This is a genomic window from Gordonia hongkongensis, assembly GCF_023078355.1.
Lineage (GTDB): Bacteria > Actinomycetota > Actinomycetes > Mycobacteriales > Mycobacteriaceae > Gordonia > Gordonia hongkongensis.
This window is the reverse complement of record NZ_CP095552.1, coordinates 2,245,725-2,271,506: the sequence shown is the minus strand read 5'-3', so window position 1 is coordinate 2,271,506 and position 25,782 is coordinate 2,245,725. Positions and strand designations below refer to the sequence as shown.

The 25,782-nt window shown below is 68.9% G+C and carries 27 protein-coding genes; 1 reads left to right on the top strand and 26 read right to left on the bottom strand.

Features of this window, described 5'->3' with window-relative positions:
• The first annotated feature begins 105 nt into the window (after window positions 1-105).
• On the top strand, window positions 106-1,455 hold the full coding sequence (locus MVF96_RS10280; RefSeq protein WP_247451939.1) for a DUF4185 domain-containing protein: 1,350 nt from the start codon (window positions 106-108) through the stop codon (window positions 1,453-1,455).
• 9 nt (window positions 1,456-1,464) lie between these two features.
• Here the strand turns inward: MVF96_RS10280 and MVF96_RS10275 are convergent, their stop codons facing one another.
• The 26 genes from MVF96_RS10275 to coaD all read right to left on the bottom strand — a co-directional run bounded on the left by MVF96_RS10275 (window position 1,465) and on the right by coaD (window position 25,781).
• Entirely contained in the window at window positions 1,465-1,869 is a 405-nt protein-coding gene (locus MVF96_RS10275) for a YraN family protein (protein ID WP_065628985.1), read from the bottom strand.
• Between the two features lie 100 nt (window positions 1,870-1,969).
• Entirely contained in the window at window positions 1,970-2,281 is a 312-nt protein-coding gene (locus MVF96_RS10270) for a DUF2469 domain-containing protein (protein ID WP_004572292.1), read from the bottom strand.
• Window positions 2,278-2,967, bottom strand: a complete 690-nt coding sequence (locus tag MVF96_RS10265) for a ribonuclease HII (RefSeq protein WP_058250085.1) — start codon at window positions 2,965-2,967, stop codon at window positions 2,278-2,280. The genes MVF96_RS10270 and MVF96_RS10265 overlap by 4 nt, the downstream gene beginning before the upstream one ends.
• Before the next feature lie 7 nt (window positions 2,968-2,974).
• Complete coding sequence (lepB, locus tag MVF96_RS10260) at window positions 2,975-3,835, bottom strand: signal peptidase I (protein WP_211538777.1); 861 nt, start codon at window positions 3,833-3,835, stop codon at window positions 2,975-2,977.
• An 18-nt stretch (window positions 3,836-3,853) separates the two neighbouring features.
• Entirely contained in the window at window positions 3,854-4,195 is a 342-nt protein-coding gene (gene rplS, locus MVF96_RS10255) for a 50S ribosomal protein L19 (RefSeq protein ID WP_004572295.1), read from the bottom strand.
• A 195-nt stretch (window positions 4,196-4,390) separates the two neighbouring features.
• Window positions 4,391-5,365, bottom strand: a complete 975-nt coding sequence (locus MVF96_RS10250) for a hypothetical protein (protein WP_065628987.1) — start codon at window positions 5,363-5,365, stop codon at window positions 4,391-4,393.
• Window positions 5,362-5,712 (bottom strand): hypothetical protein, encoded by a 351-nt coding sequence (locus MVF96_RS10245; RefSeq protein ID WP_065628988.1) that lies wholly within the window; start codon window positions 5,710-5,712, stop codon window positions 5,362-5,364. The genes MVF96_RS10250 and MVF96_RS10245 overlap by 4 nt, the downstream gene beginning before the upstream one ends.
• Window positions 5,699-6,043 carry a YbaB/EbfC family nucleoid-associated protein gene (locus MVF96_RS10240; protein ID WP_065628989.1) on the bottom strand — a complete coding sequence of 115 codons (345 nt, stop codon included), beginning with the start codon at window positions 6,041-6,043 and terminating at the stop codon, window positions 5,699-5,701. The genes MVF96_RS10245 and MVF96_RS10240 overlap by 14 nt, the downstream gene beginning before the upstream one ends.
• Before the next feature lie 41 nt (window positions 6,044-6,084).
• A complete protein-coding gene (gene trmD, locus MVF96_RS10235; RefSeq protein ID WP_137809339.1) occupies window positions 6,085-6,804 on the bottom strand; it encodes a tRNA (guanosine(37)-N1)-methyltransferase TrmD in 720 nt (239 codons plus the stop codon).
• Window positions 6,804-7,337: a ribosome maturation factor RimM gene (gene rimM, locus MVF96_RS10230; RefSeq protein ID WP_058250079.1), complete on the bottom strand. Its 534-nt coding sequence runs from the start codon at window positions 7,335-7,337 to the stop codon at window positions 6,804-6,806. The genes trmD and rimM overlap by 1 nt, the downstream gene beginning before the upstream one ends.
• 26 nt (window positions 7,338-7,363) lie before the next feature.
• On the bottom strand, window positions 7,364-7,606 hold the full coding sequence (locus MVF96_RS10225) for an RNA-binding protein (RefSeq protein ID WP_004572301.1): 243 nt from the start codon (window positions 7,604-7,606) through the stop codon (window positions 7,364-7,366).
• A complete protein-coding gene (gene rpsP, locus MVF96_RS10220; RefSeq protein WP_058250078.1) occupies window positions 7,603-8,040 on the bottom strand; it encodes a 30S ribosomal protein S16 in 438 nt (145 codons plus the stop codon). The genes MVF96_RS10225 and rpsP overlap by 4 nt, the downstream gene beginning before the upstream one ends.
• 454 nt (window positions 8,041-8,494) lie before the next feature.
• Window positions 8,495-9,565, bottom strand: coding sequence for an amidohydrolase family protein (locus tag MVF96_RS10215; protein ID WP_247452088.1), 1,071 nt, complete (start codon window positions 9,563-9,565; stop codon window positions 8,495-8,497).
• Window positions 9,566-9,591: 26 nt separating this feature from the next.
• The gene (gene ffh / locus MVF96_RS10210) at window positions 9,592-11,157 is read right to left on the bottom strand and encodes a signal recognition particle protein (RefSeq protein WP_068972354.1); all 1,566 of its coding nucleotides are present in this window, start codon (window positions 11,155-11,157) and stop codon (window positions 9,592-9,594) included.
• Between the two features lie 38 nt (window positions 11,158-11,195).
• Window positions 11,196-13,736 (bottom strand): [protein-PII] uridylyltransferase, encoded by a 2,541-nt coding sequence (locus MVF96_RS10205; RefSeq protein WP_058250076.1) that lies wholly within the window; start codon window positions 13,734-13,736, stop codon window positions 11,196-11,198.
• Between the two features lie 113 nt (window positions 13,737-13,849).
• Window positions 13,850-14,188 carry a P-II family nitrogen regulator gene (locus tag MVF96_RS10200; RefSeq protein ID WP_004572306.1) on the bottom strand — a complete coding sequence of 113 codons (339 nt, stop codon included), beginning with the start codon at window positions 14,186-14,188 and terminating at the stop codon, window positions 13,850-13,852.
• A gap of 50 nt (window positions 14,189-14,238) precedes the next feature.
• A complete protein-coding gene (locus MVF96_RS10195) occupies window positions 14,239-15,591 on the bottom strand; it encodes an ammonium transporter (protein ID WP_171011577.1) in 1,353 nt (450 codons plus the stop codon).
• Between the two features lie 230 nt (window positions 15,592-15,821).
• Window positions 15,822-17,408 (bottom strand): signal recognition particle-docking protein FtsY, encoded by a 1,587-nt coding sequence (gene ftsY, locus MVF96_RS10190; protein ID WP_247451938.1) that lies wholly within the window; start codon window positions 17,406-17,408, stop codon window positions 15,822-15,824.
• On the bottom strand, window positions 17,405-21,013 hold the full coding sequence (gene smc / locus MVF96_RS10185; RefSeq protein ID WP_247451937.1) for a chromosome segregation protein SMC: 3,609 nt from the start codon (window positions 21,011-21,013) through the stop codon (window positions 17,405-17,407). Before smc ends, ftsY begins: the two co-directional genes overlap by 4 nt.
• Window positions 21,014-21,056: 43 nt before the next feature.
• On the bottom strand, window positions 21,057-21,347 hold the full coding sequence (locus tag MVF96_RS10180) for an acylphosphatase (protein ID WP_068972345.1): 291 nt from the start codon (window positions 21,345-21,347) through the stop codon (window positions 21,057-21,059).
• Window positions 21,348-21,351: 4 nt separating this feature from the next.
• On the bottom strand, window positions 21,352-21,810 hold the full coding sequence (locus MVF96_RS10175) for an OsmC family protein (protein ID WP_058250071.1): 459 nt from the start codon (window positions 21,808-21,810) through the stop codon (window positions 21,352-21,354).
• A 105-nt stretch (window positions 21,811-21,915) separates the two neighbouring features.
• Entirely contained in the window at window positions 21,916-22,827 is a 912-nt protein-coding gene (mutM, locus tag MVF96_RS10170) for a bifunctional DNA-formamidopyrimidine glycosylase/DNA-(apurinic or apyrimidinic site) lyase (RefSeq protein WP_247451936.1), read from the bottom strand.
• Window positions 22,828-22,860: 33 nt separating this feature from the next.
• Window positions 22,861-23,586: a ribonuclease III gene (gene rnc / locus MVF96_RS10165; protein WP_065628999.1), complete on the bottom strand. Its 726-nt coding sequence runs from the start codon at window positions 23,584-23,586 to the stop codon at window positions 22,861-22,863.
• A complete protein-coding gene (locus tag MVF96_RS10160) occupies window positions 23,579-24,211 on the bottom strand; it encodes a YceD family protein (protein ID WP_247452087.1) in 633 nt (210 codons plus the stop codon). The genes rnc and MVF96_RS10160 overlap by 8 nt, the downstream gene beginning before the upstream one ends.
• 93 nt (window positions 24,212-24,304) lie before the next feature.
• Entirely contained in the window at window positions 24,305-25,174 is an 870-nt protein-coding gene (locus tag MVF96_RS10155; RefSeq protein WP_058250067.1) for a DivIVA domain-containing protein, read from the bottom strand.
• Window positions 25,175-25,292: 118 nt separating this feature from the next.
• Window positions 25,293-25,781 (bottom strand): pantetheine-phosphate adenylyltransferase, encoded by a 489-nt coding sequence (gene coaD, locus MVF96_RS10150; protein WP_078112235.1) that lies wholly within the window; start codon window positions 25,779-25,781, stop codon window positions 25,293-25,295.
• Window position 25,782 lies beyond the last annotated feature (1 nt).

The window sequence follows — 25,782 nt, the reverse complement described above, 5'->3', positions numbered from 1 at the left end:
CCTCGACACCAGATCGTGACCCCGCGGACCGCGCGATCCGCATGTAACTCCAGTAACAATAGTCACGTCAATCACTTCTATCGCAAGAGTAACTGGAGGACGCGCGTGTCGAGCCGTCTCACCACGAGTGTCCGACTGGCCCTCGCCGGGGTCATCGCCTTCAGCGGCACCGCGGTCGCGCTGACGACCGGTGCCGGCGTCGCGCACGCCGCGCCGTGCGGCAACGCGAGCACGGGCTCGAGCTTCCTGGGCTTCGGGTCCAGCGGTTCCAGCGGCTCGAGTGGCTCCAGCGGGTCGGAGGGCTCGTCGGGCAGCTCGAGCATTCCGAACCCGGGACCGCAGCGGCCGTTGATCCCCTATGTCGGTTCCAAATCCCGCACCGTCGGGTGGGTGACGGGACCGCTCAGCGCCAACCGCACATTCAGCCGGTTCGGTATCGGCGGCACCGATCTCGGCGTCTCCTGGGACAACGGCCGCGGCCAGACGCTGATGGCCTTCGGAGACACCTTCGGCAACTGCAACGCGCCGGGACAGCAGTGGCGGCACAACGTGCTGCTCCGCACCGACGACGACAACCTCGCGAACGGACTCTCCGTCCCGGCCGGTCGCGCCGGCGACGTGACGTCGGGTTCGGTGATCGCGCCCGGTCAACCGAACTACGCGCAGGAACTGATCCCGTCGCTCGGCATCTCCAACGTCGAGGTCACCACGATCCCGACGGCGGCCATCTCTCTCCCGCACGGCGACGGCTTCCGCCAGTACGTCAACTACATGTCGGTGCGCTCGTGGGGTTCGCCGGGCAACTGGGTCACCAACTTCTCGGCGATCGCCCATTCCGACGACAACGGCCAGACCTGGGTCACCGACCAGGACACGATCCTCATCAATGCTCCGGTCTCACTCCGACTGCCCGGCGAGTTCCGTCCGATCGAGTTCAACAACGGCAAGTTCCAGCAGAACGCCTACGTCCGCGGCCGGCCCGGGACACCCGAAGCCGAGTACGTCTACCAGTTCGGCACCCCGAACGGACGATTCGGCGCCGCCTTCCTCGCGCGGTTCAAACCCACGGACATCCTCGACCTCGACGCGTACGAGTACTGGGCCGGGAAGAGTCGCGGCTGGGTGGACGACATCGCCGCGATCCCCGACGACGGCTCGGCGGTCGTCGTCCGACAACCGGTCACCGAACTATCGGTCGCCTGGAGCCCGTACCTCGAGAAGTACGTCATGCTCGATGGCGACAACGACATCACGCTGCGCACCGCCGATCATCCCGAAGGTCCGTGGAGTGCACCGAAGACCATCGTGCCCCGTGGTGCGCTCGTCGTCTACGGACCGATGATGCTCCCCAACTCCCCCGCGCTGCAGGGGGATTCGAAGGAGCTCTACTTCAACGCATCGCGGTGGAGCGACTACAACGTGATGCTGATCCGGACCGATCTGAGCAAGCTGTGACATCCGGGCTCACACGTGCACACCCTGGTGATGCCGCACCTGCGCACGAGCCAGATCGTCGGGAGCGGCCTGGTCGAGGCGCACGCTGACGACGTCGAACCGGATCTGCGTCCATCGCCGATCCTGCGCCGCCAGCCACATCCCCGCGAGTCGGCGCATCCGGGCGAGCTTCGACGGCGTGACCGCCATGACCGGATCGTCGTACGTGCGGCTCGCGCGGGTCTTGACCTCGACGATCACCAGGACCGACCCATCCGCGGCCACCAGATCCAGTTCGCCATAGCGGGTACGCCAATTGCGCTCCAGGACAGTCCAGCCCAGGGATATCGCGTAATCCGCGGCCACGTCCTCACCGAGCCGGCCGATATGACCGCGGCGATCGGGGCGAGGATGGTCGCGCGCTTGTGCACTCATGCCGATCAGATTCGCGCAGAACCGGTTTCGCCGACCGTCCGAAAGCGAGCAACGCCCTGATCTGTGAACGATCAGGGCGTTGTCAACAGATTGCGCGTGGTCAGGGCTCGTCGGGCAGGCGGAGTTCCGACTTCTCGAGTTCCTCGATGTTGACGTCCTTGAACGTGATCACGCGGACCTGCTTGACGAACCGCGCCGGGCGGTACATGTCCCACACCCAGGCATCGCTCATGCGGAGTTCGAAGTAGACCTCGCCGTCGGTGTTGCGCGGGATCATCTCGACCGCGTTGGCGAGATAGAAGCGCCGCTCGGTCTCCACCACGTAGGTGAACTGCCCGACGATGTCCTTGTACTCGCGGTACAGAGAGAGTTCCATCTCGGTTTCGTACTTCTCGAGATCCTCAGCACTCATCCTGTCAGCCTATCCCTGTTGTCGTTTGCGCTGGTGACCACACGTGCCGCGACATTACGGTACGACATGCGGTGTTGTGGTGAGGGGCCGGCGGCGTCGATGCGCGACATGTGCAACGCCGTGCTGTAGCCCTTGTGGATGGCGAAGTCGTACCCGGGCAGGTCGTCGTCCATGGCGACCATGATGCGATCTCGGGTGACCTTGGCGATGATGCTGGCGGCGGCGATGCACGCGGCCGCCCCGTCTCCCCCGATCACGGGCAGGGACGGCGCCGTCAGTCCCGGCACCGCGAAACCGTCGGACAGCACGTACCCCGGTTTCACGTCGAGGGCGGCCACCGCCCGGCGCATGCCCTCGATGTTCGCGACGTGGATGCCGATGCGATCGATCTCGGCGGCTTCGATGATCACCGCACTCCAGCTCTGCGCGTAGCGCGTCACCGAGCGGTACAGCTCCTCGCGGGTGCGCTCGGTCAGACGTTTCGAGTCGTCGAGGTCGGCGAGGGAGACGAGCTGCGTCGGCTTCAAGACGCAGGCCGCCACGACCAGCGGGCCCGCGCACGCTCCGCGGCCGGCTTCGTCGACCCCCGCCACGGGCCCCAGACCCTGCCGGTGCAGGGCGAATTCGAACGTTCGCAGACCCGCGGCACGGCGGACGGGTGAGCGGGGTGGCCATCGAGTCGTCACAGCTGTCTCACCCCTGCTGCGGATTGAACGAACCGACACCACCGATCCGCGAGAAGGGGTAGATGATGAACCGGACCTTGCCGCGGATGTCGCTCACCGGGACGGTGCCCTGGTACTGGTCCTCGACGTGGTAACGCGAGTCCTGCGAGTTCAGGCGGTTATCACCCATGACCCACACGTTGCCCTCGGGCACGGTGATCGGACCGAAGTCCGGCCCGAGACACGGAGGCACCTGGTCGCCCGGTCCGGCGACACCGGGCCCGAACGACGCGACCGTCTCCTCCTGGAGCTTCATGTCGATGTAGGGCTCGCGCAACGGGCGACCGTTGACCTTCACACCGACGCCCTCGTCGTTGCGACATTCCACCGTCTGACCGCCGGTCGCGATGACCCGCTTGACGAGGTTATTCTCGTCCGGCGGCGCGAACCCGAACCACGACAGCGCATCCTGCGCCTTGTGCATCACCGGGTTCGTCGATCGGGGCGACACCCAGGCGCCGTTCCACGACTCCGACGGGCCCTTGAAGACGACGACGTCGCCGGGTTGCGGATCACCGAACCGGTACGTGAGCTTGTCGATCACGATGCGGTCGTTGGTGCAGCCGTCGCAACCGATGAGAGTCGACTCCATCGACTCCGACGGGATGACGTACTGCCGACCGATGAAGGTCTGCAGCACCCAGGTGAGGAGAAGGACGCACCCCACGATGATGACGACTTCGCGCAGGAGCGAACCCGAGCCGGACTTGCGCTTGCCGCGCTCGTCGGCATCGGGTTCGGCCGGGTCGGTCTTCAACCTCCACGGACGCTTGGCGTCGTCGGCGCGGTCGTCGTCGGGGGCATCGTGGGGTCGCTGTGTGTCGGCCACCTCGTCAGGTTAGACGCGTCAGCGCTTTTCCTTGATCTTGGCTGCCTTGCCGCGCAGATCGCGCAGGTAGTAGAGCTTGGCGCGACGGACGTCACCGCGGGTGAGGACGTCGATCTTGGCGATGTTCGGGCTGTGCACCGGGAAGGTGCGCTCGACGCCGACGCCGAAGGACACCTTGCGGACGGTGAAGGTCTCGCGCACGCCGCCGCCCTGACGACGGATGACGACGCCCTTGAACACCTGCACGCGCTCCTTGCTGCCCTCGATGACCTTGACGTGGACGTCGAGGGTGTCACCGGGGCCGAAGTCCGGCACGTCGTCGCGGAGGGACTGCTTGTCGAGGAAGTCGAGCGTGTTCATGTGTCGTGGTCCTTGTCTGGCGGAGAACGTTGAGCAGAGGAACCTGGCGGCCCGTGGGCTCGACCGGTTCGTGCTCCGAGTCGTTGGCGTCGCAGCCGGCGGTCTCGGAGAGACAGCCCCGGACACGGGGCATCGTCGGCAGGCAACCCGACTATTGTGCCAGAGACACCCCGGGCCGACGAAATCGCGGAGCCGCTACGTCCGTGGCGCCACGATCACGACGTCGTCGGCCTGCAATGCCGAGATGGTGGCGGGCTCCATCGGCGTCGCCGCGGCGATCGCTCTCGGCGTCACACCGGCATGCACCATGTGGTCGCGGACCGCGAGTTCGGGCGCCTGGCCGTTGGCGGTGAGTGCCTCGTCGTCGGCGAGTTCCATCCCCACCCGCTGATACGGCTGCGGGTCGTTGGTCCCGACGACGACCACCGGGGCTCCCCGCGGGCCGATCCCGACGCCCACCGCGGTCCGGAACCAACCTGCGATCGATGCCGGGACCGTGGTCTGGAGTCGCTCGGCTCGCCCCCGCAACCAGGTCAGGTCGTTCGCGCCGATCACGTCGCGGTCGGCGCGAGCCCGCGCGCCGGCCAGACCCCCGAGACCGGCAGCCATCGCACCCGCCGCACCCAGTGCCCCGAGCGGCATCATCGGCATCATCCCGCTCGTCGCCGCGGGTGCAGCGGCGCTCTGCCCGGCCTCACCCGACCGTTCGGTGTGATCGTCCCCCGCCGCGGTGAGGGCCATCCGGCCGGTGCTCGCGGCCTCGACCCGCCACGTGTCGTCACCGATCGCGGCGTTCACCTCGGCCCGCCGGATGTCGCGGTCGGCGATCAGTGCGACCACCGACATCTGCTGCTGCGTGTCGATCACCGTCCGGGCATACGCGTCCAGCGACGTCCCGAGCGCGCGCAGCCGTTCCGCCGCTCCGGGCAGATCGGCACCGGCGATCTGTCCGAGCCCGTCGACGACGGCATCGTGGAACCCGCCCGCGGTCGAGTCCCCCGTCGCGTACGAGTCGGTCACCGACGCCACCGCCTCGGCGAGGCCGGCCACCCTCTCGGCGAGTGCCCGCACGCGCTGTGCCGAGTCGCTCAGTGCCGCCGCGTCGGCGGTCGGCCACACCCCCGGGGCCAGTTCCTCGGCGATCCGCTCGGCCTCGCCACGCGCCGTCATGCGTCGGCCCGGCCGATACGCGCCGAGGCCTCGGCATCTCGGTCGAGGAGGTCGTCGATGCCGGCGACGAGGGCGCGGCGGCGTTGTCCGAGACGGTTCCCGACGTCGTGCAGACGATCCGTCGACGCCGCGGCCGCCGGCGAGAACCCCGCCCGGAACGCACCCGCCGATTTCCCGGTGCCTACTGCCATGTCGACGTCGATGAGCAGGGCGGCGAGCTCGGTCTGTATCGCCGTGAGTTCCGCCGCCGCTGCCTGCAGTCGCGTCGCCACGACGGCGGCGGCACCGGGGTCGGCGGCGACCCGGGGACCGGCGTCGGCCGCCGGCGAGAGGTCAGGGTCGGTCATCGGCGACCACACTGTCGAGGCGGGCGTCGGCGTAGTCGATCGGCAGATCCGGTGCGCCGGAGAGGATGTCGGCGGATCTGGTGCGCAGCGCGGTGTCCGCCTCGGCGATCAGCGTGGTCAGCAGGGCGGACAGTTGATCCGCGCGGTATCGACGCATTGCGGAGGGTTCGATCGTGATGTCCACCGCACGGCCGCGCGCGTCGACCGTCACCGCGACGAGCCGGTCGTGACTGGTCGCCCGGGAGGTCAGCTGCGACAACGACTTCCGGACCCGTTCGAGTTCGGTGCGCTGCCGGTCGAGTTCCTCGACCATGGCCGAATACCCCTGCATCGTCTGCTGGACCCCCGTCCGAGTCGAACCTCTGCCGAATCCTAGTCGGTATCGCCCGGATGGTCCGCGGAGGAGTCCACAGGGTCCGGGAGGAGATCAGGCCGGCGCGCGCGCGTCCGCTCGAGGGCCTGTTCGGTACGCCAGCGTGCCACCTTCGCGTGGTCGCCGCTGAGGAGTACGGGCGGGACGTCCAGACCGCGCCAGGACACCGGCCGCGTGTAACTCGGACCTTCGAGCAGCCCGTCGGAGAACGAATCCTCCTGATGCGAGCGGGGATTGCCGAGTACGCCGTCGAGCAGCCGGACGGTCGCCTCGATCATGGCCATGACCGCGACCTCTCCCCCGATGAGGACGAAGTCGCCGAGGGAGACCTCTTCGACGCGCACCCGTCGGGCCGCGTCGTCGAAGACACGCTGGTCGATACCCTCATACCGGCCGCAGGCGAACACCAGATGCGGCTCGGTGCTCCAGCGACGCGCGGTCTCCTGGGTGAACGGCACACCGGCAGGGGTCGGCACGATCAGCAGCGCGTCGTCGGGGCACACCTCGTCCAGGCACGGCCCCCAGACGTCGGGTTTCATCACCATGCCGGGCCCGCCGCCGTACGGCGAGTCGTCCACGCTGCGATGGACGTCGTGCGTCCAGTTGCGTAGGTCGTGGACCGCCACGGTGATCCGTCCGGCGTCGATCGCCTTGCCCAGCAAAGCAACTCGGAGCGGATCGAGGTACTCGGGGAAGATCGACACGACGTCGAGACGCATCACGGCGCCTCGTCGAGCGAATCCGGATCCAGCAGCCCCTCCGGGGGGTCGATCACGATCAGCTCGCGACCGACGCTCGGCACGATCTCGCGCACGAACGGCACCAGCACCTCACGGTCGTCGGTGGTGCGTACCGACAGCAACTCGCCGCCGGGCAGATGCAGGACCGATTCGACGACGCCGACCGCGGAGCCGTCGGTGAGTTGAACGGGCACGCCCTCGAGTTCGTGGTCGTAGAACTCGTCCGGGTCGTCGGAGGGCTCCACCTGCGAACTGTCGATGAGGAACAGGGTGCCGCGCAGGGCGTCTGCGGAATCCCGGTCCGCGACGCCGGCCAGGGACACCAACAGCCGCCCGGAATGATCCCGGGCGGCTGTGACGGTGAAATCCCGTTCCCCGGCACCGCGCGGCAGACGGCCACGCAGCACCGAGTTCGGAGCGAAACGGCTCTCGGGCTCGTCGGTGCGGACGTCCACGACGACCTCACCACGGATTCCGTGTGACTTGACCACACGGCCGACGACGAGATCCACGATGCGCTCGGTGTTCGGGTTCTCGGTCAGCGGTCGGTGTCGACGATGTCGACGCGCATCCCGCGGCCGCCGATCCCGGAGACCAGGGTACGCAGCGCGGTGGCGGTACGACCGTTGCGACCGATCACCTTGCCGAGGTCGTCGGGGTTCACGTGGACCTCGACGAGCCGGCCGCGACGGCCGGTGACGAGGTCGACCCGGACGTCATCGGGGTTGGAGACGATTCCGCGGACCAGGTGCTCGACCGCGTCGGCGACGACTGCGCTCACGCGTCGCCCTCGGCGGCGGGAGCTTCAGCGGCCTCGTCGTCCTTCTTCGCGGCCTTCTTCTTGGGGGTGGTCGCGGCGGCGACCGGCTCGTTGTCGGCGGCGGCGAGCGCGGCATTGAACAGGTCGAGCTTCGACGGCTTGGGCTCGGCGGTCTTCAGGGTGCCCTCGGCGCCCGGCAGGCCCTTGAACTTCTGCCAGTCACCGGTCACCTTGAGGATCGCGGCCACGGGCTCGGTCGGCTGCGCACCGACTCCCAGCCAGTACTGCGCGCGCTCGGAGTCGACCTCGATCAGCGAGGGCTCTTCCTTCGGGTGGTACTTGCCGATGGTCTCGATGACCCGGCCGTTGCGGCGGGTGCGGGCGTCGGCGACGACGATGCGGTACTGCGGGTTGCGGATCTTGCCGAGCCGCGTGAGCTTGATCTTGACAGCCATCTCTACTTCTCTTTCGTGTGGTCACTGCGCAATTCAGCAATCCGCCCGGAGTGGCGGACCCGGTTTTGCGTCTGTAGTGGTGTGACCGTCGGGCGGCCGTGACCGGATCCGACGAACCAGCGAATCATTGTGCCAGACCGGGCGGTGAGTACCGAATCCGGTGATCGGCCTGCAGAAGGAACAGCCGATGGACCATGTGGTCGCCCACCCCGCGAGGACGACCACATGCCGAACGTCACTTCCGTCACTCTGTCGGTGTCGGCTCATCCGCGTCCAGATGCGCGACACCGCCGGAGCCTCCCTCGACCCCCGGCTCCGACGGGCCCGCGCTCTCGGATCCGGGCCGCGGATCCGAGTTGGACTGATCCGGTTCGTCCTGGCCGAACCGTTGCAACGCCGTTGCTACGTTACGCGGCGGTAAGAAAGGCAACCAGCCACTACCGTGTGGCTTTGCTCACACGAGGTGGCGACCAGACGACACCACTGCTACCGGGTGTCGCAACGTGCCCAGGTCGTCGCACGGGTTGTCCGCGTACACGACGAAGTCGGCGCGGTGACCGTCCTCCAGGAGGTCGGCGCCCAGCCAGGCGCGCGCATTCGTCGACGCCGCCGCAATCGCACCCGCCGGGCCCAGGCCCACGTCCGAGAGCGCCTCGATCTCGTCGACGATGCGTCCGTGCTCGACGAATCCGCCCGCGTCGGTCCCGGCGAAGATCGCGACGCCGGCCTCACGCGCGGCGGCGAACACCGCCGGGGCGCCCGCATGCAGGGCGCGCATGTGGGCGGCGTAGGTCGGGAAGCGTTCGGCGCCGTCGGCGATCCCGGGAAAGTTCTCGACCTGGATCATGGTGGGCACCAACGCGATCGAGCGGTCGACGAGCTGGTCGACGAGATCGGGAGTCAGCCCGGTGCCGTGCTCGATGCAATCGACTCCGGCCCCGATCAGGTCGACGAGAGCATCGGTTCCGAAGACGTGCGCGGTGATCCGGGCGCCGTGCTCGTGCGCCACCGCCACCGCCGCCTCTATCTGTGCACGGGTCCACAACGGGGCCAGGTCGCCGACCTCGCGGTCGATCCAGTCGCCCACGATCTTCACCCAGCCGTCGCCGGCCTGCGCCTGCCGGGCCACCTCGGCCGCGAGTTCGTCCGGATCGTCGAGGTCGACGCCGTAGTCGCGCAGATACCGCTTGGGCCGGGCGATGTGCTTGCCCGAGCGGATGAAGCGCGGGCAAGCGGGGTCGTCGTCGAGTGGGTGCGTGTCGAGCGGCGACCCGACCTCGCGGATCAGCAGGGTGCCTGCGCGCGCATCGGCGTAGGCGTACCCACGGGCCTGCTCGATGTCGACCCCGAGGCCCGGCGCGATCCCCACATGATTGTGGGCGTCGACGAGGCCCGGCAGAATCCAGCCACCGTCGACTGCCGTCTCGGCGTCGGGAACCGCGGTGAGGCTGATGGTGTCGTCGGACACCCAGAACTCGACCGGTTCGGACGTGAGCGGATCGGTGCCCCGGTAGTGGCGGGCCATTGCACCCTGTTCCGGGCCACCCACCGTCATTTCTTCTTCTTGGGCTGCTGGAACTGCGACACGTCGATGCCCTCGAGACCCGGGGGCAGCTGATCGAGACCGGCCGGCATGTTCGACAGGTCCGGGAACCCGGCCGGCATGCCTCCGGGCATACCCGGGAAGCCGCCGCGCGCCGCCTTCGGCGGGGTGGGGCCGCGGCTCTTGCCCTTCTTGCCCTTCTTGCCCTTGCGGTTGGACTTGCGGTTCATCGCGCCCATGCCCATGCGACCCGACATCTGCGCCATCATCTTGCGGGCCTCGAAGAACCGGTCGACGAGCTGGTTGACCTCGCTGACGGTCACACCCGACCCGTTGGCGATCCGGATCCGGCGTGAGGCGTTGATGATCTTCGGGTTGTCGCGCTCGGCGGGGGTCATGCCGCGGATGATCGCCTGCACGCGGTCGAGCTGCTTGTCGTCGACCTGCGACAGCACGTCCTTCATCTGGCCGGCGCCGGGCAACATCCCCAGGATGTTGCCGATGGGGCCCATCTTGCGGATCATCAGCATCTGCTCGAGGAAGTCCTCGAGGGTCAGCTCGCCCTGGGTGATCTTGGCGGCCGCGGCCTCGGCTTGCTGCGCATCCCAGTGCTGTTCGGCCTGCTCGATGAGCGACAACACGTCGCCCATGCCGAGGATGCGGCTGGCCATGCGGTCGGGATGGAAGACGTCGAAGTCCTCGAGCTTCTCGCCCGAGGACGCGAACATGATCGGTTGGCCGGTCACCTCGCGTACCGACAACGCCGCACCGCCGCGCGCATCGCCGTCGAGCTTGGTCAGCACGACGCCGGTGAAGCCCACACCCTCCTGGAAGGCCTCGGCGGTGGTGACGGCGTCCTGACCGATCATCGCGTCGACGACGAACAGCACCTCGTCGGGCGAGGTGGCGTCGCGGATGTCGGAGGCCTGCTTCATCAGTTCGGCGTCGATGCCGAGCCGGCCGGCGGTGTCGATGACCACCACGTCGTAGTGCTTGCTCCGCGCCTCGTCGACACCGGCCTGCGCGACCGAGACCGGATCGCCCGAGGTCACACCGAGCACACCCTCGCCGCCGACGCTCGTGCCCGGATGCGGCGCGAAGACCGGTACGCCGGCGCGCTCGCCGACGATCTGCAGCTGTGAGACCGCGCCCGGACGCTGCAGGTCACAGGCGACGAGCAGCGGGGTGTGACCCTGCTGCTTGAGCCAGTTGCCCAGCTTTCCGGCGAGTGTCGTCTTACCGGCACCCTGGAGACCGGCCAACATGATGACGGTCGGGGGGTTCTTGGCGAACCGCACCCGCCGCGTCTCCCCGCCGAGGATTCCGATGAGTTCCTCGTTGACGATCTTGACGACCGTCTGCGCCGGGTTGAGTGCCGCGGAGACCTCGGCACCCTTGGCGCGCTCCTTGATCCGGGCGATGAAGGACCGGACCACCGCGAGCGAGACGTCCGCCTCGAGCAGGGCGAGCCGGATCTCGCGGCAGGTGCGGTCGATGTCGGCGTCGGACAGCCGCCCCTTGCCACGCAGATCCTTCAGGGCACCGGTCAACCGGTCGGAGAGGGAATCGAACATGGGTCCCATCCTTCCATGCGGGTCCCGAGACGAAACATCTAGGAGATCGGCACTCCGGACCGTCCCGTCCCGCCGTAGGACTGCGGTCCGTCGCCGTCCTCCTCGCGCGCCGGCTGCGGCGGCGGGCAGACCGCGACGACGGCCTCGGCCAGCTTTGCCCGTGCGTCCTCGGTGTCGGTCGCCAGCCGCAGGCCGAAGATGTCGACCCCGGTGGCGCCCAGGGTCGCCACCTTGGCCCACCGGATGTCGGCGCCGTGGCGTTCCAGGATGGCACTGACCCGGCTGAGCAGGCCGATCCGGTCGTCGGAACGGACCTCCAGCACCGCTTCCCCCTCCGGGGCGTCCAGCCACGTCACCCGCGGTGGCGCCACGGCGAAGAGCGCGGGTACCGCGTTCTTCGGATGCCCGGCCCCGTCGACCTCGGGATCGGTGCTCCCGGCGCTGGCGCCGATGGTCACCACGGTGCCGGGAATCGTGGTGACGGTGCCGATCGTCGGGATCGGTGAGTCCCGCTCGCGCGCGTCGAGCCGCGCGAGGACATCGATCTTGCCGTCGACGGCCGCGATCAGCTGCTGGCGCAGCAGGCCGGCATCGGGCGGACTGCCGAACATCGGGACGACCAGGAACGAGTTGATCGCCTTCCCGTCGGCGCTCTGGGCACACGCCGAGTGGGACCGCAACCCGCCCAGGGCGAGGACCCCGGCCATCTTCGACAGCAGGCCGGGTTGATCCGGCGCCACCATGGTGACGCGGTACGTGTGTTGTCCGTCGGCCCGGACGAGCCGGACCGCGTAGTCCCCTTCCGCCGCCGTGGCCAGGTCCTCGGCCGTCAGCGGCTCGGGCGCGCTCGGCTCTTCGCCGTCGATGAGTCGCATCGACCGGCGGACGAGGTCGTGGATGAGCGAGGCCTTCCACTCCCCCCACACCCCCGGGCCGGTGGCCAGCGAATCCGCTTCGGCAAGTGCGGCAAGCAGTTCCAACAGCACCCGGTTGTGTCCCAGGGTGTCGGCGACCGACTCGGCGGTGGCCGGGTCGTCGAGGTCCCGGCGGGTGGCGACCTGCGGCAGCAGCAGGTGGTGCCGCACCATGTCGGAGAGGATCGCCACATCCTGCGGCCAGAGCCCGAACCGATTGCCGACCTGAACCGCCAGATCGGCGCCGACGATGCTGTGGTCGGCACCCCGGCCCTTGCCGAGGTCATGGATCAACGCACCGAGGACGAGCAGGTCGGGCCGGGACACCCGGGTGGTCATCGCACTCGCGTACGCCGCGGTTTCCACGAGATGCCGGTCGACGGTCCAGGTGTGGATGGCATCGCGCGGCGGGAGGTCGCGCACCGCACCCCATTCCGGCAGGAGCCGGCCCCACAGGCCGGTGCGGTCGAGTGCCTCGATCGGGTCGACCATGTGATGTCCCGAACTGAGCAGGACCAGCAGGTCGCTGAGTGCTTCGGCCGGCCACGGCTCACGCAGTTCCGGCGCGTAGTCGGCCAGCCTGCTCAGCGTCGACGCGCTGATCGGGAGGCCGGTTCGGGCCGACGCGGCGGCCACCCGCAAGATGAGTCCCGGGTCTTTGCTCGGAATCGCGTTGCGCGCCAACACGATCTCTCCGCTGTGCTCGACGACGCCCTCGTCGAGCGGACGGCGCAGCGGCGAACGCCGCAGCTTGGCAAGACCGCGACGCGGCAGGGCGTTGCCCGCGGTCCGCAGGCCGACGTCGATGGAGTAGCTGATGGTGCGGGCCGAGTCGCTGATGACGCGGGCGAGATCGAACCGGTCCCCGATCCGGAGGGCCGCCCCGATCTCGTCGGCGTCCTGGGCCTGCACGTGCTCGCGGGGACGCCCGGCGATGCGGTGCAGTTCGGTACGGATGTCGAGGAGCCGCGTGTAGGCGACCTGCGGTCCGGCACCGGGCGAATCGGGTCGCAGGCTCGCCATCCCGCTGGTGAGCTGGGCGATCGCCAGCGCCCCCAGGAGCTGGACGTCACGCAGGCCGCCCCGGCCGCTCTTGAGGTCGGGTTCGGCGCGATGTGCGATGTCGCCGGCTCGCCGCCAGCGGTCCTGCGCGTGCGTGACCACCTCGGGGAACCGATTGCGGATGTCGTTGCGCCACTGCTGGCGGACCCCGCCGATCAGCAACGTGGACAGATCCTCGTCGCCGGCTATGTGGCGCGCCTCGAGGAGGCCGAGGGCCGCGGTGACGTCGTCGCCGGCGACCTGCAGCGCCTGCGGCACCGTCCGCACACTGTGGTCGAGCGGGATGTTGGCGTCCCACAACGGGTACCAGAGTCCGTCGGCGACCTCGGACACCCGCTCGGCGGGCATGTCGTCGTGCAGCAGGATCAGATCGAGGTCGGAATACGGGAGCATCTCACCGCGACCGAGTCCGCCCACGGCGACGATCGCGAACCCGCTGTGCGGCTTGATGCCGAGTTCCGCGCCCTTGCTGGTCAGCCAGAATTCGTGCAGGTCGACGAGCACCTGGCGCAATGCCGGTGCGTCGAGTTTTCCCGATCGGCCGGATTCGGTGAGTTGCCGTCGGGTCTTGGCCAGGTCTGCGGCGCTTACGACTGCCTCCAAAGTGTGTGGGAGAGAAAGGAATACGAGGTGTGGAACTCCGACGGCCCCGCGCCCGACTGGTCGTCGGGCACGGGGCCGTTCACCGGGAATTCGTCGACGCCTCGGCGGGCTCGCTACAGTGCGTCGCCACCGCGCTCGCCGGTTCGGACGCGAACCACGGACTCGACCGGCGAGACCCACACCTTGCCGTCACCGATCTTGCCGGTCCGGGCGGCCTCGACGATCACGTCGACGACCTTGTCCACGGCGGCGTCGTCCACCACGACCTCGACGCGGACCTTGGGTACGAAGTCGACCGAGTACTCGGCGCCGCGATAGACCTCGGTGTGACCCTTCTGGCGGCCGTAGCCCTGGACCTCACTCACGGTCATGCCCAGGATGCCGGCCTGCTCCAACCCGGCTTTGACATCCTCGAGCGTGAACGGCTTGACGATTGCAGTGATCAGCTTCATTAGTTATCCCTCTCCACAGGATTCAGCGTAGTAGCGAATGGCTTCGAGCGTCATGCCAGCTCATAGGCCGTCTCGGCGTGTTCCGCCTCGTCGATGCCGCTCTTCTCGTCCTCGTCGCTGACGCGCCAACCCAGCGGCTTGAGCACCAGGGCGATGATCGCGGTGAGAACACCGGTGAACACGAGGGCGAACAAGGCGATCACGACCTGGACCACCAGCTGCTTGTAATCTCCGCCCCAGAAGAGGCCCACGTCCTCGCCGATCAGGCCGATGGCCACCGTGCCCCAGAGGCCGGCGACGAGGTGGACACCGACGACGTCGAGCGAGTCGTCGTAGCCGAACTTGTTCTTCAGGCCGATCGCGACGGCGGCGAGAGCACCCGCGATGACACCGAGGATGAGCGAGCCGACCGGGGTCAGCGAACCACACGCGGGGGTGATGGCGACCAGACCGGCGACCACACCCGAGGCGGCGCCGACGCTGGTGGCGTGCTTGTCACGGATGATCTCCACCGCGAGCCAGCCGAGGATCGCCGCGGCGGTGGCAGCGGTGGTGTTGACCCACACCTGACCGGCGAGCAGATCGGCGCCCAGCTCGGAGCCGACGTTGAACCCGAACCAGCCGAACCAGAGAAGTGCTGCGCCCAGCATCACGAACGGGATGTTGTGCGGACGGTAGGCGGTGCGGCCGAAGCCGACGCGCTTGCCGATGATGAGAACCAGGACCAGCGCCGCGATACCGGCGTTGATGTGCACGACCGTGCCACCGGCGAAGTCGATCGGCGCGACGTTGGCCGCACCTTCCTCGTCGGTCCCGAACATCTTGGCCGCCAGACCGTCCTCACCGCCGCCGAGGAGGCCGCCGCCACCGACGAGCCCGCCCCAGACCATGTGGGACAGCGGGAAGTACACGATCGTCGCCCACAGGACGGTGAAGACCATCCAGGTGGAGAACTTGACGCGTTCGGCGAGCGCACCGCTGATGAGGGCGACGGTGATGACCGCGAAGGTCAGCTGGAATCCCATGAAGACGATCGCCGGGATCGACAGACCGCCGGTGACGTACTGCTCGGTGTCGCCCTCGCCGATGGTGCTCATCAGCTGGTCGGAGCCGAACAGCGCGAACGGGTTCGCGAAGATCCCGCCGATGTCGCTGCTGCCGGTGATCCCGTCGCTGAACGACATCGAGAAGCCCCACAGCACGTACACGACGCTGATCGACGCCAGCGCGCCGAAGGACATCATCATCATGTTCAGGACGGACTTGCCTCGCGCCAACCCCCCGTAGAAGAACGCGAGGCCCGGGGTCATCAGCAACACCATGGCGGCTGACACGAGCATGAATGCCGTGTTGCCCGTGTCTATCGGGCCAAACGATTCGTTTGGCAACTGAGCCAACTCCACTACGAAACCTCCTCAGGATGCGCCGACGGCTCGGCGCCTCCAAAGAGATTGTCGGCAGTCGGTTTCAGCCGTGGTGCCCTGACGTTTCGGGCGCGTAACCCCCTGAGCGGTTTGTATTTCGCCCATGTAACGTCCCAGTTCGGCTCTGAGCTGTCTCTCAGACTCCGTGGACGATGTCTGACCCGGTATTTCCGATCACAGATCCCGACTTCACGGCAGCGTCTACAGCGTCAGAGCAGTGCGTCGACGAATGCCTCCGGTTCGAAGGGCGCGAGGTCGTCCGCGCCCTCCCCCAGCCCGACGAGCTTGACCGGCACGCCGAGCTCCTTCTGTACGTGGAACACGATGCCGCCCTTGGCGGTGCCGTCCAGCTTGGTCAGCACCACGCCGGTGATGTTGACGACCTCGGCGAACACCCGGGCCTGCATCAGTCCGTTCTGTCCGACGGTCGCGTCGAGCACCAGCAGCACCTCGTCGACCGGCGCCTTCTTCTCCACGACGCGCTTGACCTTGCCCAGCTCGTCCATCAGGCCGGTCTTGGTGTGCAGCCGGCCGGCGGTGTCGATCATGACCACGTCAACGCCGCTCTCGATGCCCCGGTCGACCGCGTCGAATGCGACGGCGGCGGGATCGGCCTGTTCCTTGCCGCGCACGATCTCGGCGCCGACCCGCTCGCCCCACGTCTGCAGCTGGTCGGCGGCAGCCGCGCGGAACGTGTCCGCCGCGCCGAGCAGGACACGACGCCCGTCGGCGACCAGGACGCGTGCCAGCTTGCCGGTCGTGGTGGTCTTGCCGGTGCCGTTGACGCCGACGACGAGGACGACGGCGGGACGGCCCGCGTGTGGCAGCGCCCGGATCGACCGGTCGAGCGTCGGGTCGAGCTGCTCGACCAGGACCCGCTTGAGCAACGCCCGGGCCTCACCCGCGGTGCGGACCGGGTTGGCCGCGAGCTCGGTGCGCAGCGTCTCGACGACGGTGGCCGTCGTGGACGCACCGAGATCGGCCATCACCAGCGTGTCCTCGATCTCCTCCCAGCTGTCCTCGTCGAGATCGCCGGCGCCCAGCAGGCCCAGCACACCCTTGCCGATCGCGCCCTGTGACCGGGACAGCCGGCCGCGCAGCCGACCGATCCGGCCCGCCGTCGGCGCGATCTCGTCCAGCGGCGGCGCGGTGGTCGCCTCCGCGACATCGTCGGGTACCCGGGTCCCGGGCTCGGTCGTTGCCGGCTCGGCGGTGGCCGGTTCGGGTTCGGCGACCTCGGGCTCGGCGACCTCGGGTTGCGCGGGTGCGGCAGTGGCGGACGCGGGCTCGGCGACGTCGGGCTCCGCCGTCTCGGGCTCGACGGTTTCCGGCTCGACGGTTTCGGGGCGGGCGGTGGCAGGTTCTGCGGTCTCGGGTTCGGTGGTGTCCGGCTCGGGCAGCGACACCTCGGTGACGCCGCGCCGGATCGAATCCCGCGGCACCGCGGAGTCGTCACCGACGCCCGGCTGACCGTCGACATCGGTGCGCTCTCCGGGCGGCCGGACCACCTCGGGTGCCGGCGTCGCAGACTCCGGAGCCGGGGGTTCCGGCCTCCGTCGCGGCGGTTCCGCGAGGGCGGTGTCACCCACGGCCTCCCCGCGACTGAAGCTGAACCCCGATCCGGCCTGGTAGCCCCCGGACCGGTCGACCTGGCGGGTCGTCCCGTCGACGATCTCCGGTTGCCGCTCGTCGGTCAGCGAGATGCGCCGGCGGCGCGACAGCACCAGCCCGAGCACGATCAGCGCGATCACGACGAGCACCGCGACGACGATGCCGATGATGATTCCGGTGTTCACTGGCTGGTGTCCTCCTGTTGACCGACGGGCATGTTCACTCCGCGCATGCGTTGCGAGATGACCGTCGTGATGCCGTCGCCGCGCATGCTGACTCCGTAGAGCGCATCCGCGACCTCCATCGTGGGCTTCTGGTGGGTGATGACGATGAGCTGGGACTTCTCCCGCAGTTGGGCGAACAACGTGATCAGTCGCCGCAGGTTGGTGTCGTCGAGCGCGGCCTCGACCTCGTCCATGACGTAGAACGGCGACGGGCGCGCGCGGAAGATCGCCACCAGCATCGCGACCGCCGTCAGGGACTTCTCCCCGCCCGAGAGCAGCGAGAGCCTCTTGACCTTCTTACCGGGCGGGCGGGCCTCGACCTCGATGCCCGTCGTGAGCATGTCGCCGGGTTCGGTCAGGACGAGCCGGCCCTCGCCGCCGGGGAATAAGGTCTGGAAGACCTGGCCGAACTCGCGTTCCACGTCGGCGTACGCCTCGGTGAACACCTGCAGAATCCGGGCGTCGACCTCTTCCACGACGTCGAGGAGGTCGTTGCGGGCCGCCTTGACGTCCTCGAGCTGCGACGACAGGAAGTTGTACCGCTCTTCGAGAGCGGCGAACTCCTCGAGCGCCAGCGGGTTCACCTTGCCGAGCGTGTTGAGATCCTTCTGCGCCTTCTTGGCGCGGGCCTCCTGCGTCGCCCGGTTGTAGGGCATCGGGGCCGGTGCGACGACCTGCTCGCCGCGTTCCCGGGCCTGCTCGTACTCGGCCATCTCCAACGCCGACGGGGGCATCGGCACGTCGGGACCGTATTCGGCGATCAGATCGTCGGGCGCCATCGCGAAGGTCTCGAGGACCTGCTCTTCGAGCTGTTCGATCCGCAGCGCGACCTGGGCCCGCGCCACCTCGTCGCGGTGGACGGTGTCGCGCAGCGAATTGAGCGTGGTCGTCAGTTCGCCCGCCCGGACCCGGAGCGCGTCGAGGGTCGCGGTGCGGGCGGTCCGGATCTCCTCGAGTTCGTCGCGCCCGGCCTGCGCCGAGGCCACCGCCGCGGCGAGACGCTCACTGACCTGGGCACCGGCGCGTTCGACGGCTGCCGCCACGCCGGCGGCCTGGCGTCGGATCTCGTCCTGCCGACGGGCCCGCTCGCGTGCTTCGCGCTCGCGCTGGGCGGCCCGCCGCAGCGAGTCCGCCTTGCCCCGGACGGACGCCAGGCGTTCCTCGGCTGTCCGCAGGGTCAGGCGCGCCTCCATCTCGGCGCTGCGTGCCACGCCGACGGCTGTCGCGGCGTTCGCGCGGTCGGTGTCGTCGGCGGACATCTCGGTCCCCACCTCGGACTCATCGCGGGCGAGACGCAGTCGCTCGGTGAGTTCCTGCAGGTTCTCGAGGGTTTCCTCGCGGCCCTTCTCGAGCAGATTCCGCTGTCGGGTCAGCTTGTCGGCCTCGGCACGCGAGGCTCTGATCTCCTGGCCCAGCCGGGCCATCTGCTCATACGCGGCGCCGACGCCGGCGTCGGACTCGTGCAGCGCCGCGAGCGCCTCCTCGGCCGCCTCTCGCCGATCGTGCTGCTCGGTGAGCGCACCGGCGAGCGCCGCCTCGAGTTCTTCGACGCGCCTGCGGGTCGAGGCGAGTTCGGCGGTCGCGGCATCGATCGCCGACTGGACCTCCAACGTGGAGGGGCGGCGCGACGAACCGCCCTCGACCGACGCCGCCGAGATGCGGTCGCCGGCGGGCGTCACTGCGCGCACGCCGAGACGGCGGGCGAGTTCGAGCCCCTGCGCAGGATCGTCGACGATGACGGTGTCGGCCAGGACGGTGTCGATCGCCCCGCGGATCTCCGGGCGGGTGTCGACCACCGAGGCCGCCCACCTCGCCCCGTCGGGCAGCGCGACGTCGCTCGATCGGTCCGGGCCGGTGAGTCCGCCGCAGATCAGCGCGGCCCGTCCCCCGTCGCCCGACTTCAGGGCCGCCAGCGCCCGCACCGCGGCGATCCCGTCCACGGTGACGATGCCGTCCACAGCGGGTCCGAGCGCCCCGGCGATGGCCGTCTCGAAACCCGCTTCGACCGTGACCAGCTCCGACATCGGTCCGAGCAGGCCGTCGGGCGCGTTCTCCAGCAGCCACGCGCCGCCGTCGCCGCGCTCGAGTCCCATGGCGAGTGCGTCCACCCGGGCCGACAGGGAGGCGATGGCGTGCTCGGCGTCGCGGTGTGCGGCCTGCAAGGTGGCCACGCGCTCGTTGGACAGGTTCAGCGCGGCCACGCATCGTTCGTGGTGTTCGTCGAGCGCCTGTTCGGCGGCTTCCAGCTGTGCCAGCTCGCTTGCCGCCGAATCCTGTTGCGTGACTGCGACTTCGGCGCGTTCGGTGGCGGCCGAGATGGCCGCGGTGAGGCGCTGCGCCTCGGCGTCGACCGACTCCGAACGCGTCCGCAGGTTGTCCACCTGCCCTTCGAGGCGCGCCAGACCCTCGCGACGGTCGGCGATGGCACGGACGGCCGCGAGGTGAGCCGCCTCGGCCGCCTCCGCTATCGACTCGCGTTCGCCGAGCACCTCGCGGGCGCTCTCGAGCTGTTCGGCGGCGATCTCGACGCCCTCGGTCAGCTCGGCTTCGAGTTCGGCGGCCTCGTGGGCCTGCTCGTCGAGCTCCTCCGGGTCGGGCCCGGACGCCTCGCTCGACGGCTCGCTGAGGTACCGGCTGCGTTCGGCGGCCACCCGGCGGGTCGCGTCGACGCGCTCGGCGAGCGCCGACAACCGGAACCAGGCGCGGTTGGCCGCGGCCGCGGCGGGCGTGATCTCGGCGAGATGCTGTTCGTGTTCGGTCACTTCCGCGTTCGCACGGTCGAGTTCGGCGGCCACCTCGTCCTGCCGACGCCGGACCTCGTCCTCGACGGCGGCGTGTTCGGCCATCTCGGCGCGGCGGGTGACGAGGTCGTCGGCGGCCAGGCGCAACCGTGCGTCGCGGAGATCGGCCTGGACGGTCTGGGCCCGGCGGGCGACCTCGGCCTGGCGTCCCAGTGGTTTGAGCTGACGACGGAGTTCGGCCGTCAGATCGTTCAGACGCGCCAGGTTGGCCTGCATCGCGTCGAGCTTGCGGACCGCTTTTTCCTTGCGCTTGCGGTGTTTGAGGACCCCGGCCGCCTCTTCGATGAACGCGCGGCGGTCCTCGGGCCGGGACTCGAGGATCGCCGACAACCGTCCCTGGCCGACGATCACGTGCATCTCGCGACCGATACCGGAGTCCGACAGCAGCTCCTGCACGTCCATGAGGCGACAGGAACTGCCGTTGATCTCGTACTCGCCGGCGCCGTCGCGGAACATCCGGCGCGTGATGGACACCTCGGAGTACTCGATCGGCAGCGCACCGTCGGCGTTGTCGATGGTGAGGGTGACCTCGGCGCGGCCCAGCGGAGGACGGCCCGAGGTGCCGGCGAAGATGACGTCCTGCATCTTCCCGCCGCGCAGTGCTTTGGCGCCCTGCTCGCCCATCACCCAGGTCAGGGCGTCGACGACGTTCGACTTACCGGAGCCGTTGGGGCCGACGACGCACGTGATACCCGGCTCGAAGCGCAGGGTCGTCGCCGAGGCGAACGACTTGAAGCCCTTCAGGGTCAGGCTTTTGAGGTGCACGACGGTACAGACTACTCACCATCGCGACGTGTTTCGGCTCTCCTCACCGTTCGACGAAGCCGTCGAGGTCCCCGCGCGGTTCATCCACACGCTCGACCACCAGGTCCACCTGTCCGGGCGTGGTTCCCGACCGCAGCGCGTCGAGCAGGGCGAGGGCCTTGTCCCGTGGCCCCTCGGCAACGACCAGCACCCGGCCGTCGGCCTGGTTCGACGCGTAGCCGACGAGCCCGAGTTCGAGAGCACGCGCTCTGGTCCACCAGCGGAAGCCCACGCCCTGCACGTGCCCGTGGACGTGCGCGGTGAGCCGGACGCGGTCGGTGCCGTCCTCGCTCATGCGGTCACTCCGTCTCGATCCGCAGATCCACCTCGGCGCCGGCCTTCACCGTGCGCCCGACCGTGCACACCGCGTCGATGGCGCGTTCGACGACGACGAGCAACCGGGCCGCGGCGTCGGGCTCGAGTTCGGACAGGTCGATCTCGAGGATCTCCTCGATGCGCGGGTACACCTCGTTCTCGCGGTCGGCGTCGCCGCTGACGCGGATCGTCGCGTCGTAGTCGTCACCGAGGCGTCGCGCCAGCGGCCGGTCCGACGACATGCCGGTGCAGGCGGCCAGCGCGATCTTGAGAAGTTCACCCGGGGTGAAGACGCCCTCGACGTCCTGCGAGCCGATCAGCACCTCCGCGCCGCGCGAGCTGCGACCGGTGTACCGGCGCGTGCCGGTTCGCTCGACCCACAGATCGGTGTGGGCCTGGTCGGCGGGAACCCCGGAGGCGGGGGCAGTTGCTTCGGTGGTCATCGAGGCGGGTCCTCTCAAGATGTTGTCGGCCGGCGCCGCCGGCATCGCGACCAATAGTAAGAGCCCCGGCACGTCGATTGTTCCCAGCGCGGCTCCGCCTGCGCGTCAGCCCGGGTTCGCCTTCGGCGGCCGTTGGCACCGCGGACACGAGAACGAGCCACGGTTCATGAACTGCTCGCGGCGCATGATCGCGCCGCATCGGCGACACGGCTCCCCCGCCCGCCCGTAGGCGTTCAGGGACCGCTCGAAGTAGCCGGACTGTCCGTTGACGTTCACGTAGAGCGCGTCGAACGAGGTACCGCCGACCTTCAGCGCATCCGCCATCACGTCGGTGACGGCATCGATGAGTTCGCGCAGTTTCTTGCGACTGATCGTCTCGGCGATCCGCGAGCCGTGCAGACGTGCGCGCCACAGCGCTTCGTCGGCGTAGATGTTGCCGACGCCGGAGATCACCGTCTGATCCAGGAGGACCCGTTTGATCTCGGAGTGCTTGGCGCGCATGCGATCCACCACGCGGACGGGGTCGAAGTCCGGGTCGAACGGATCGGTCGCGATGTGCGCCACCGAGACCGGGATGTCGGCGGGCGACGGGTCGGTCGTGTCCGTACTCCCCGAGGGCGCATACACATCGGGTGTGTAGTCGTCGAGATGCCAACCCCCGAAGGTCCGCTGATCGACGAAGCGGAGTTCGTTCTCGTCGTCGAGGACCGCGCGGATACGCAGGTGCGTGTGGTCGGGGGTTCCGGTCCGGGCGATCAGCATCTGGCCACTCATCCCGAGGTGGACGACGAGCGCCGCACGGTCGGCGGAGTCGGCGACATCGATCCACAGGTACTTGCCGCGGCGCCGGACGCCGGTCACCTGCTTGCCGGCGAGCCGACCGATCAGATCCGGCTCACCGCCGGCGTGACGACGGACCGCGCGCGGATGAAGAACCTCGGTCGAGGCCACCGCCCGACCGACGAGATGGGTCTCGAGACCGATGCGAACGGTCTCGACCTCGGGGAGTTCAGGCATGACGGATCGCGAAAAGCCGGTTGAGAGAAGGGTTCACGACGCTGACGCGCGCTCGGTCAGCACTTTCCAGGCGTGTGCGGCGGCCTGCTGCTCCGCTTCCTTCTTGGTCCGGCCGACACCCTCGCCGAGGCTCTCGCCGGCGACCAGCGCGGTCGCGGTGAACTCCTTGTTGTGGTCGGGACCGGTCGCGCTGATCTGATACTGCGGCGGACCGAACCCGCGCTCCGAACTCAGCTCCTGCAGCGACGTCTTCCAGTCCAGCCCCGCGCCGAGGTTGCCGGCACGTTCGAGGCGCTCGTCGAACAGACGCAGGATGACGCGCTGCGAGGTCTCGAGTCCGTGACTGAGGAAGACCGCGCCGAACAGCGACTCCAGACCATCGGCCAGGATCGAGTCCTTGTCGCGCCCGCCGGTCATCTCCTCGCCGCGGCCGAGGAACAGGTACTTGCCCAGACCGCCCTCGTCCCCGAGGCCACGCGCGACGTCGGCGAGCGCATGCATGTTGACGACGCTGGCCCGGATCTTCGCCAGCTCGCCCTCGGGTCGATCGGGATAACGCAGGTAGAGACGCTGGGTGATGACGACACCGAGCACCGAGTCCCCGAGGAACTCCAGACGTTCGTTGGTCGGCAGACCGCCGTGTTCATACGCGTAGGAACGATGGGTCAGTGCCAGCGTCAGCAGGTCGTCGGGAATGTCGGTGTCCAGCGCGTCGAGCAGGGCCGCACGCGGACCGTCCGCACGCACGGCCTCAGTCACGATGTCGTTCCGGGTCGGGGTCGGTTGCGGCACCGTCCGTCGGCGAATCGTCCTTCCCGAGGTCGGCGAACTTGTCGGCGAGTCCGGCCCAGCGCGGGTCGATGACCTCGTGGGAGTGACCCGGTTCGGCGATGGCCAGACGCACCCCGCAGGTCTGGCACAGACCCTCGCAGTCCGACGAACAGAGGGGCGACATCGGCAGTTCGAGTGCCACGGCGTCGATGATCGACTGTTCGAGGTCGATACGGTCGTCGGCGATGCGATGGATGTCGTCGGCGTCGGTGGTCTGCTCGGTCGCGCTGTCCGGGTAGGCGAACAACTCGGTGAGGAAGACCGTCACCGTGCCGTCGATCGGCTCGAGGCAGCGTGAGCACTGACCGACGGTTTCACCGCACACCGTCCCGGTCACCAGGATTCCCTCGGACACCGCCTCCAGACGGAGGTCGAGGTCGACATCGGAATCCGCTGGGATCCCGACCATCTCGACGCCCAACCGTTCGGGTGTCCGTACAGTACGGTGCACCTCCGACATCGTGCCCGGGCGGCGTCCCATCGAACGCACATCCAGCACGAAGGGCTCGCGCCTGGGAGTAGAACCGGGACCGTGCGACGGCTCTGATGTCACAGCATGATCAGCCACAAACGCCCACCATACGCTCGCACCCGGGAATGATCGACCGACGCCGGCGGCGTGTGGACAGCCCGGTCGACGAGCGTGTCACACCGCGAGCGGCGAACCGTGGTCGCGGTCGTAGGTGTGGCGGGCCGAGGTCTCGCGCGAGCGGGGATCGTCGCCACGGGACTCGCGCGAACGCGCACCGTCGCCACGCCCGGACTCGTCGACACCACGGGGGTACTCGACATAGTCGTGCATGCCGGCGCCGGTCCGCAGCTGGTGCCGACCCCGGTTCACCGATCGCAGCGTGCCGGTCAGGATCTCCTCGAACTGGGCGAGCTTCTCGTCCACGTAGACGTCACAGTCACCGCGCAGGCGGTCGGCCTCGGCGTGCGCGGCGTCGATGATCCGCTCGGCCTCGGACTTCGCCGCACCGACGACCTCGGTCTCGGAGACCAGGCGCTGCTGCTCGGCGATACCGTCGGCCACCGACTTGTCGTAGGAGTTGTTGGCGGCGTCGATGGTGCGCTGCGCCTCGGCCCGCGCCCGGCCGGTGACGGCCTCGAATTCGCGCGCCGCGCTGGTCTGCAGACGGTGTGCCTCCTCGGCGGCGTCCTCCACCAGCGAGCCCGAGTGCGCGCTCGCCTCGTCGACCATACGGTCGGCCTGCGCCTTCGCCTCGGAGAGGATCCGGTCGGCCTCGGCGCGAGCGTGCGCGAGGACCGCCTCGGACTCGGAATCCGCCTTGGACACTGTCGTCTCGGCGTGCTCGCGGGCATCACCGATCAGCGTGTCACGCTGATCGAGGACGTCCTGCGCGTCGTCGAGTTCGCCGGGGATGGAGTCCTTGATGTCGTCGAGGAGTTCCAGCACGTCTCCGCGCGGCACGACGCACCCGGCGGTCATCGGCACACTCCGCGCCTCTTCGACGATCGCGACCAGCTCGTCGAGAGCCTCAAATACCCGGTACACAGCCACCCCAATCCGGCGCTTGCCTGGTTGCAACAGTTGGTGATTCTGTGACTATTGTGCCGAATGTTGCGCTTGTGACTCGTGAAGCGCGTGGGGTGTGTCGCGCCCGACCGATGGGTCAGGCCGAGAGCTCGCCGGACAACCGGCTCATCAGGCTCTTGTGGACATGTGCGGACAAGAAGGGCGTCACGTCTCCCCCCAACTTCGCCACCTCCTTCACCAGCGAGCTCGAGACGTGGGCGAATCGTGGGTCGGTGAGCAGGAAGATCGTCTCCACATCGGCGAGCTCACGGTTCATCTGGGCCATCGGCACCTCGTAGTCGAAGTCGACGGCAGAGCGCAGCCCCTTCACGATGGTGTGGATGGACTCCTGCCGCAGGTAGTCGACGAGCAGGCCCTCCCATCGGTCCACCCGCACGTTCGCCAGGTCCGCACAGTCCTCTTCGATGAGTTCGATCCGCTCGTCCACACCGAACATGCCGCGCTTGTTGGGGTTGACCACCACGGTGATCACGACCTCGTCGAAACACGCCGCGGCGCGTTCCACCACGTATCGGTGGCCGAGGGTGAAGGGATCGAAGGAACCGGGACACACTGCCGTCGTCATG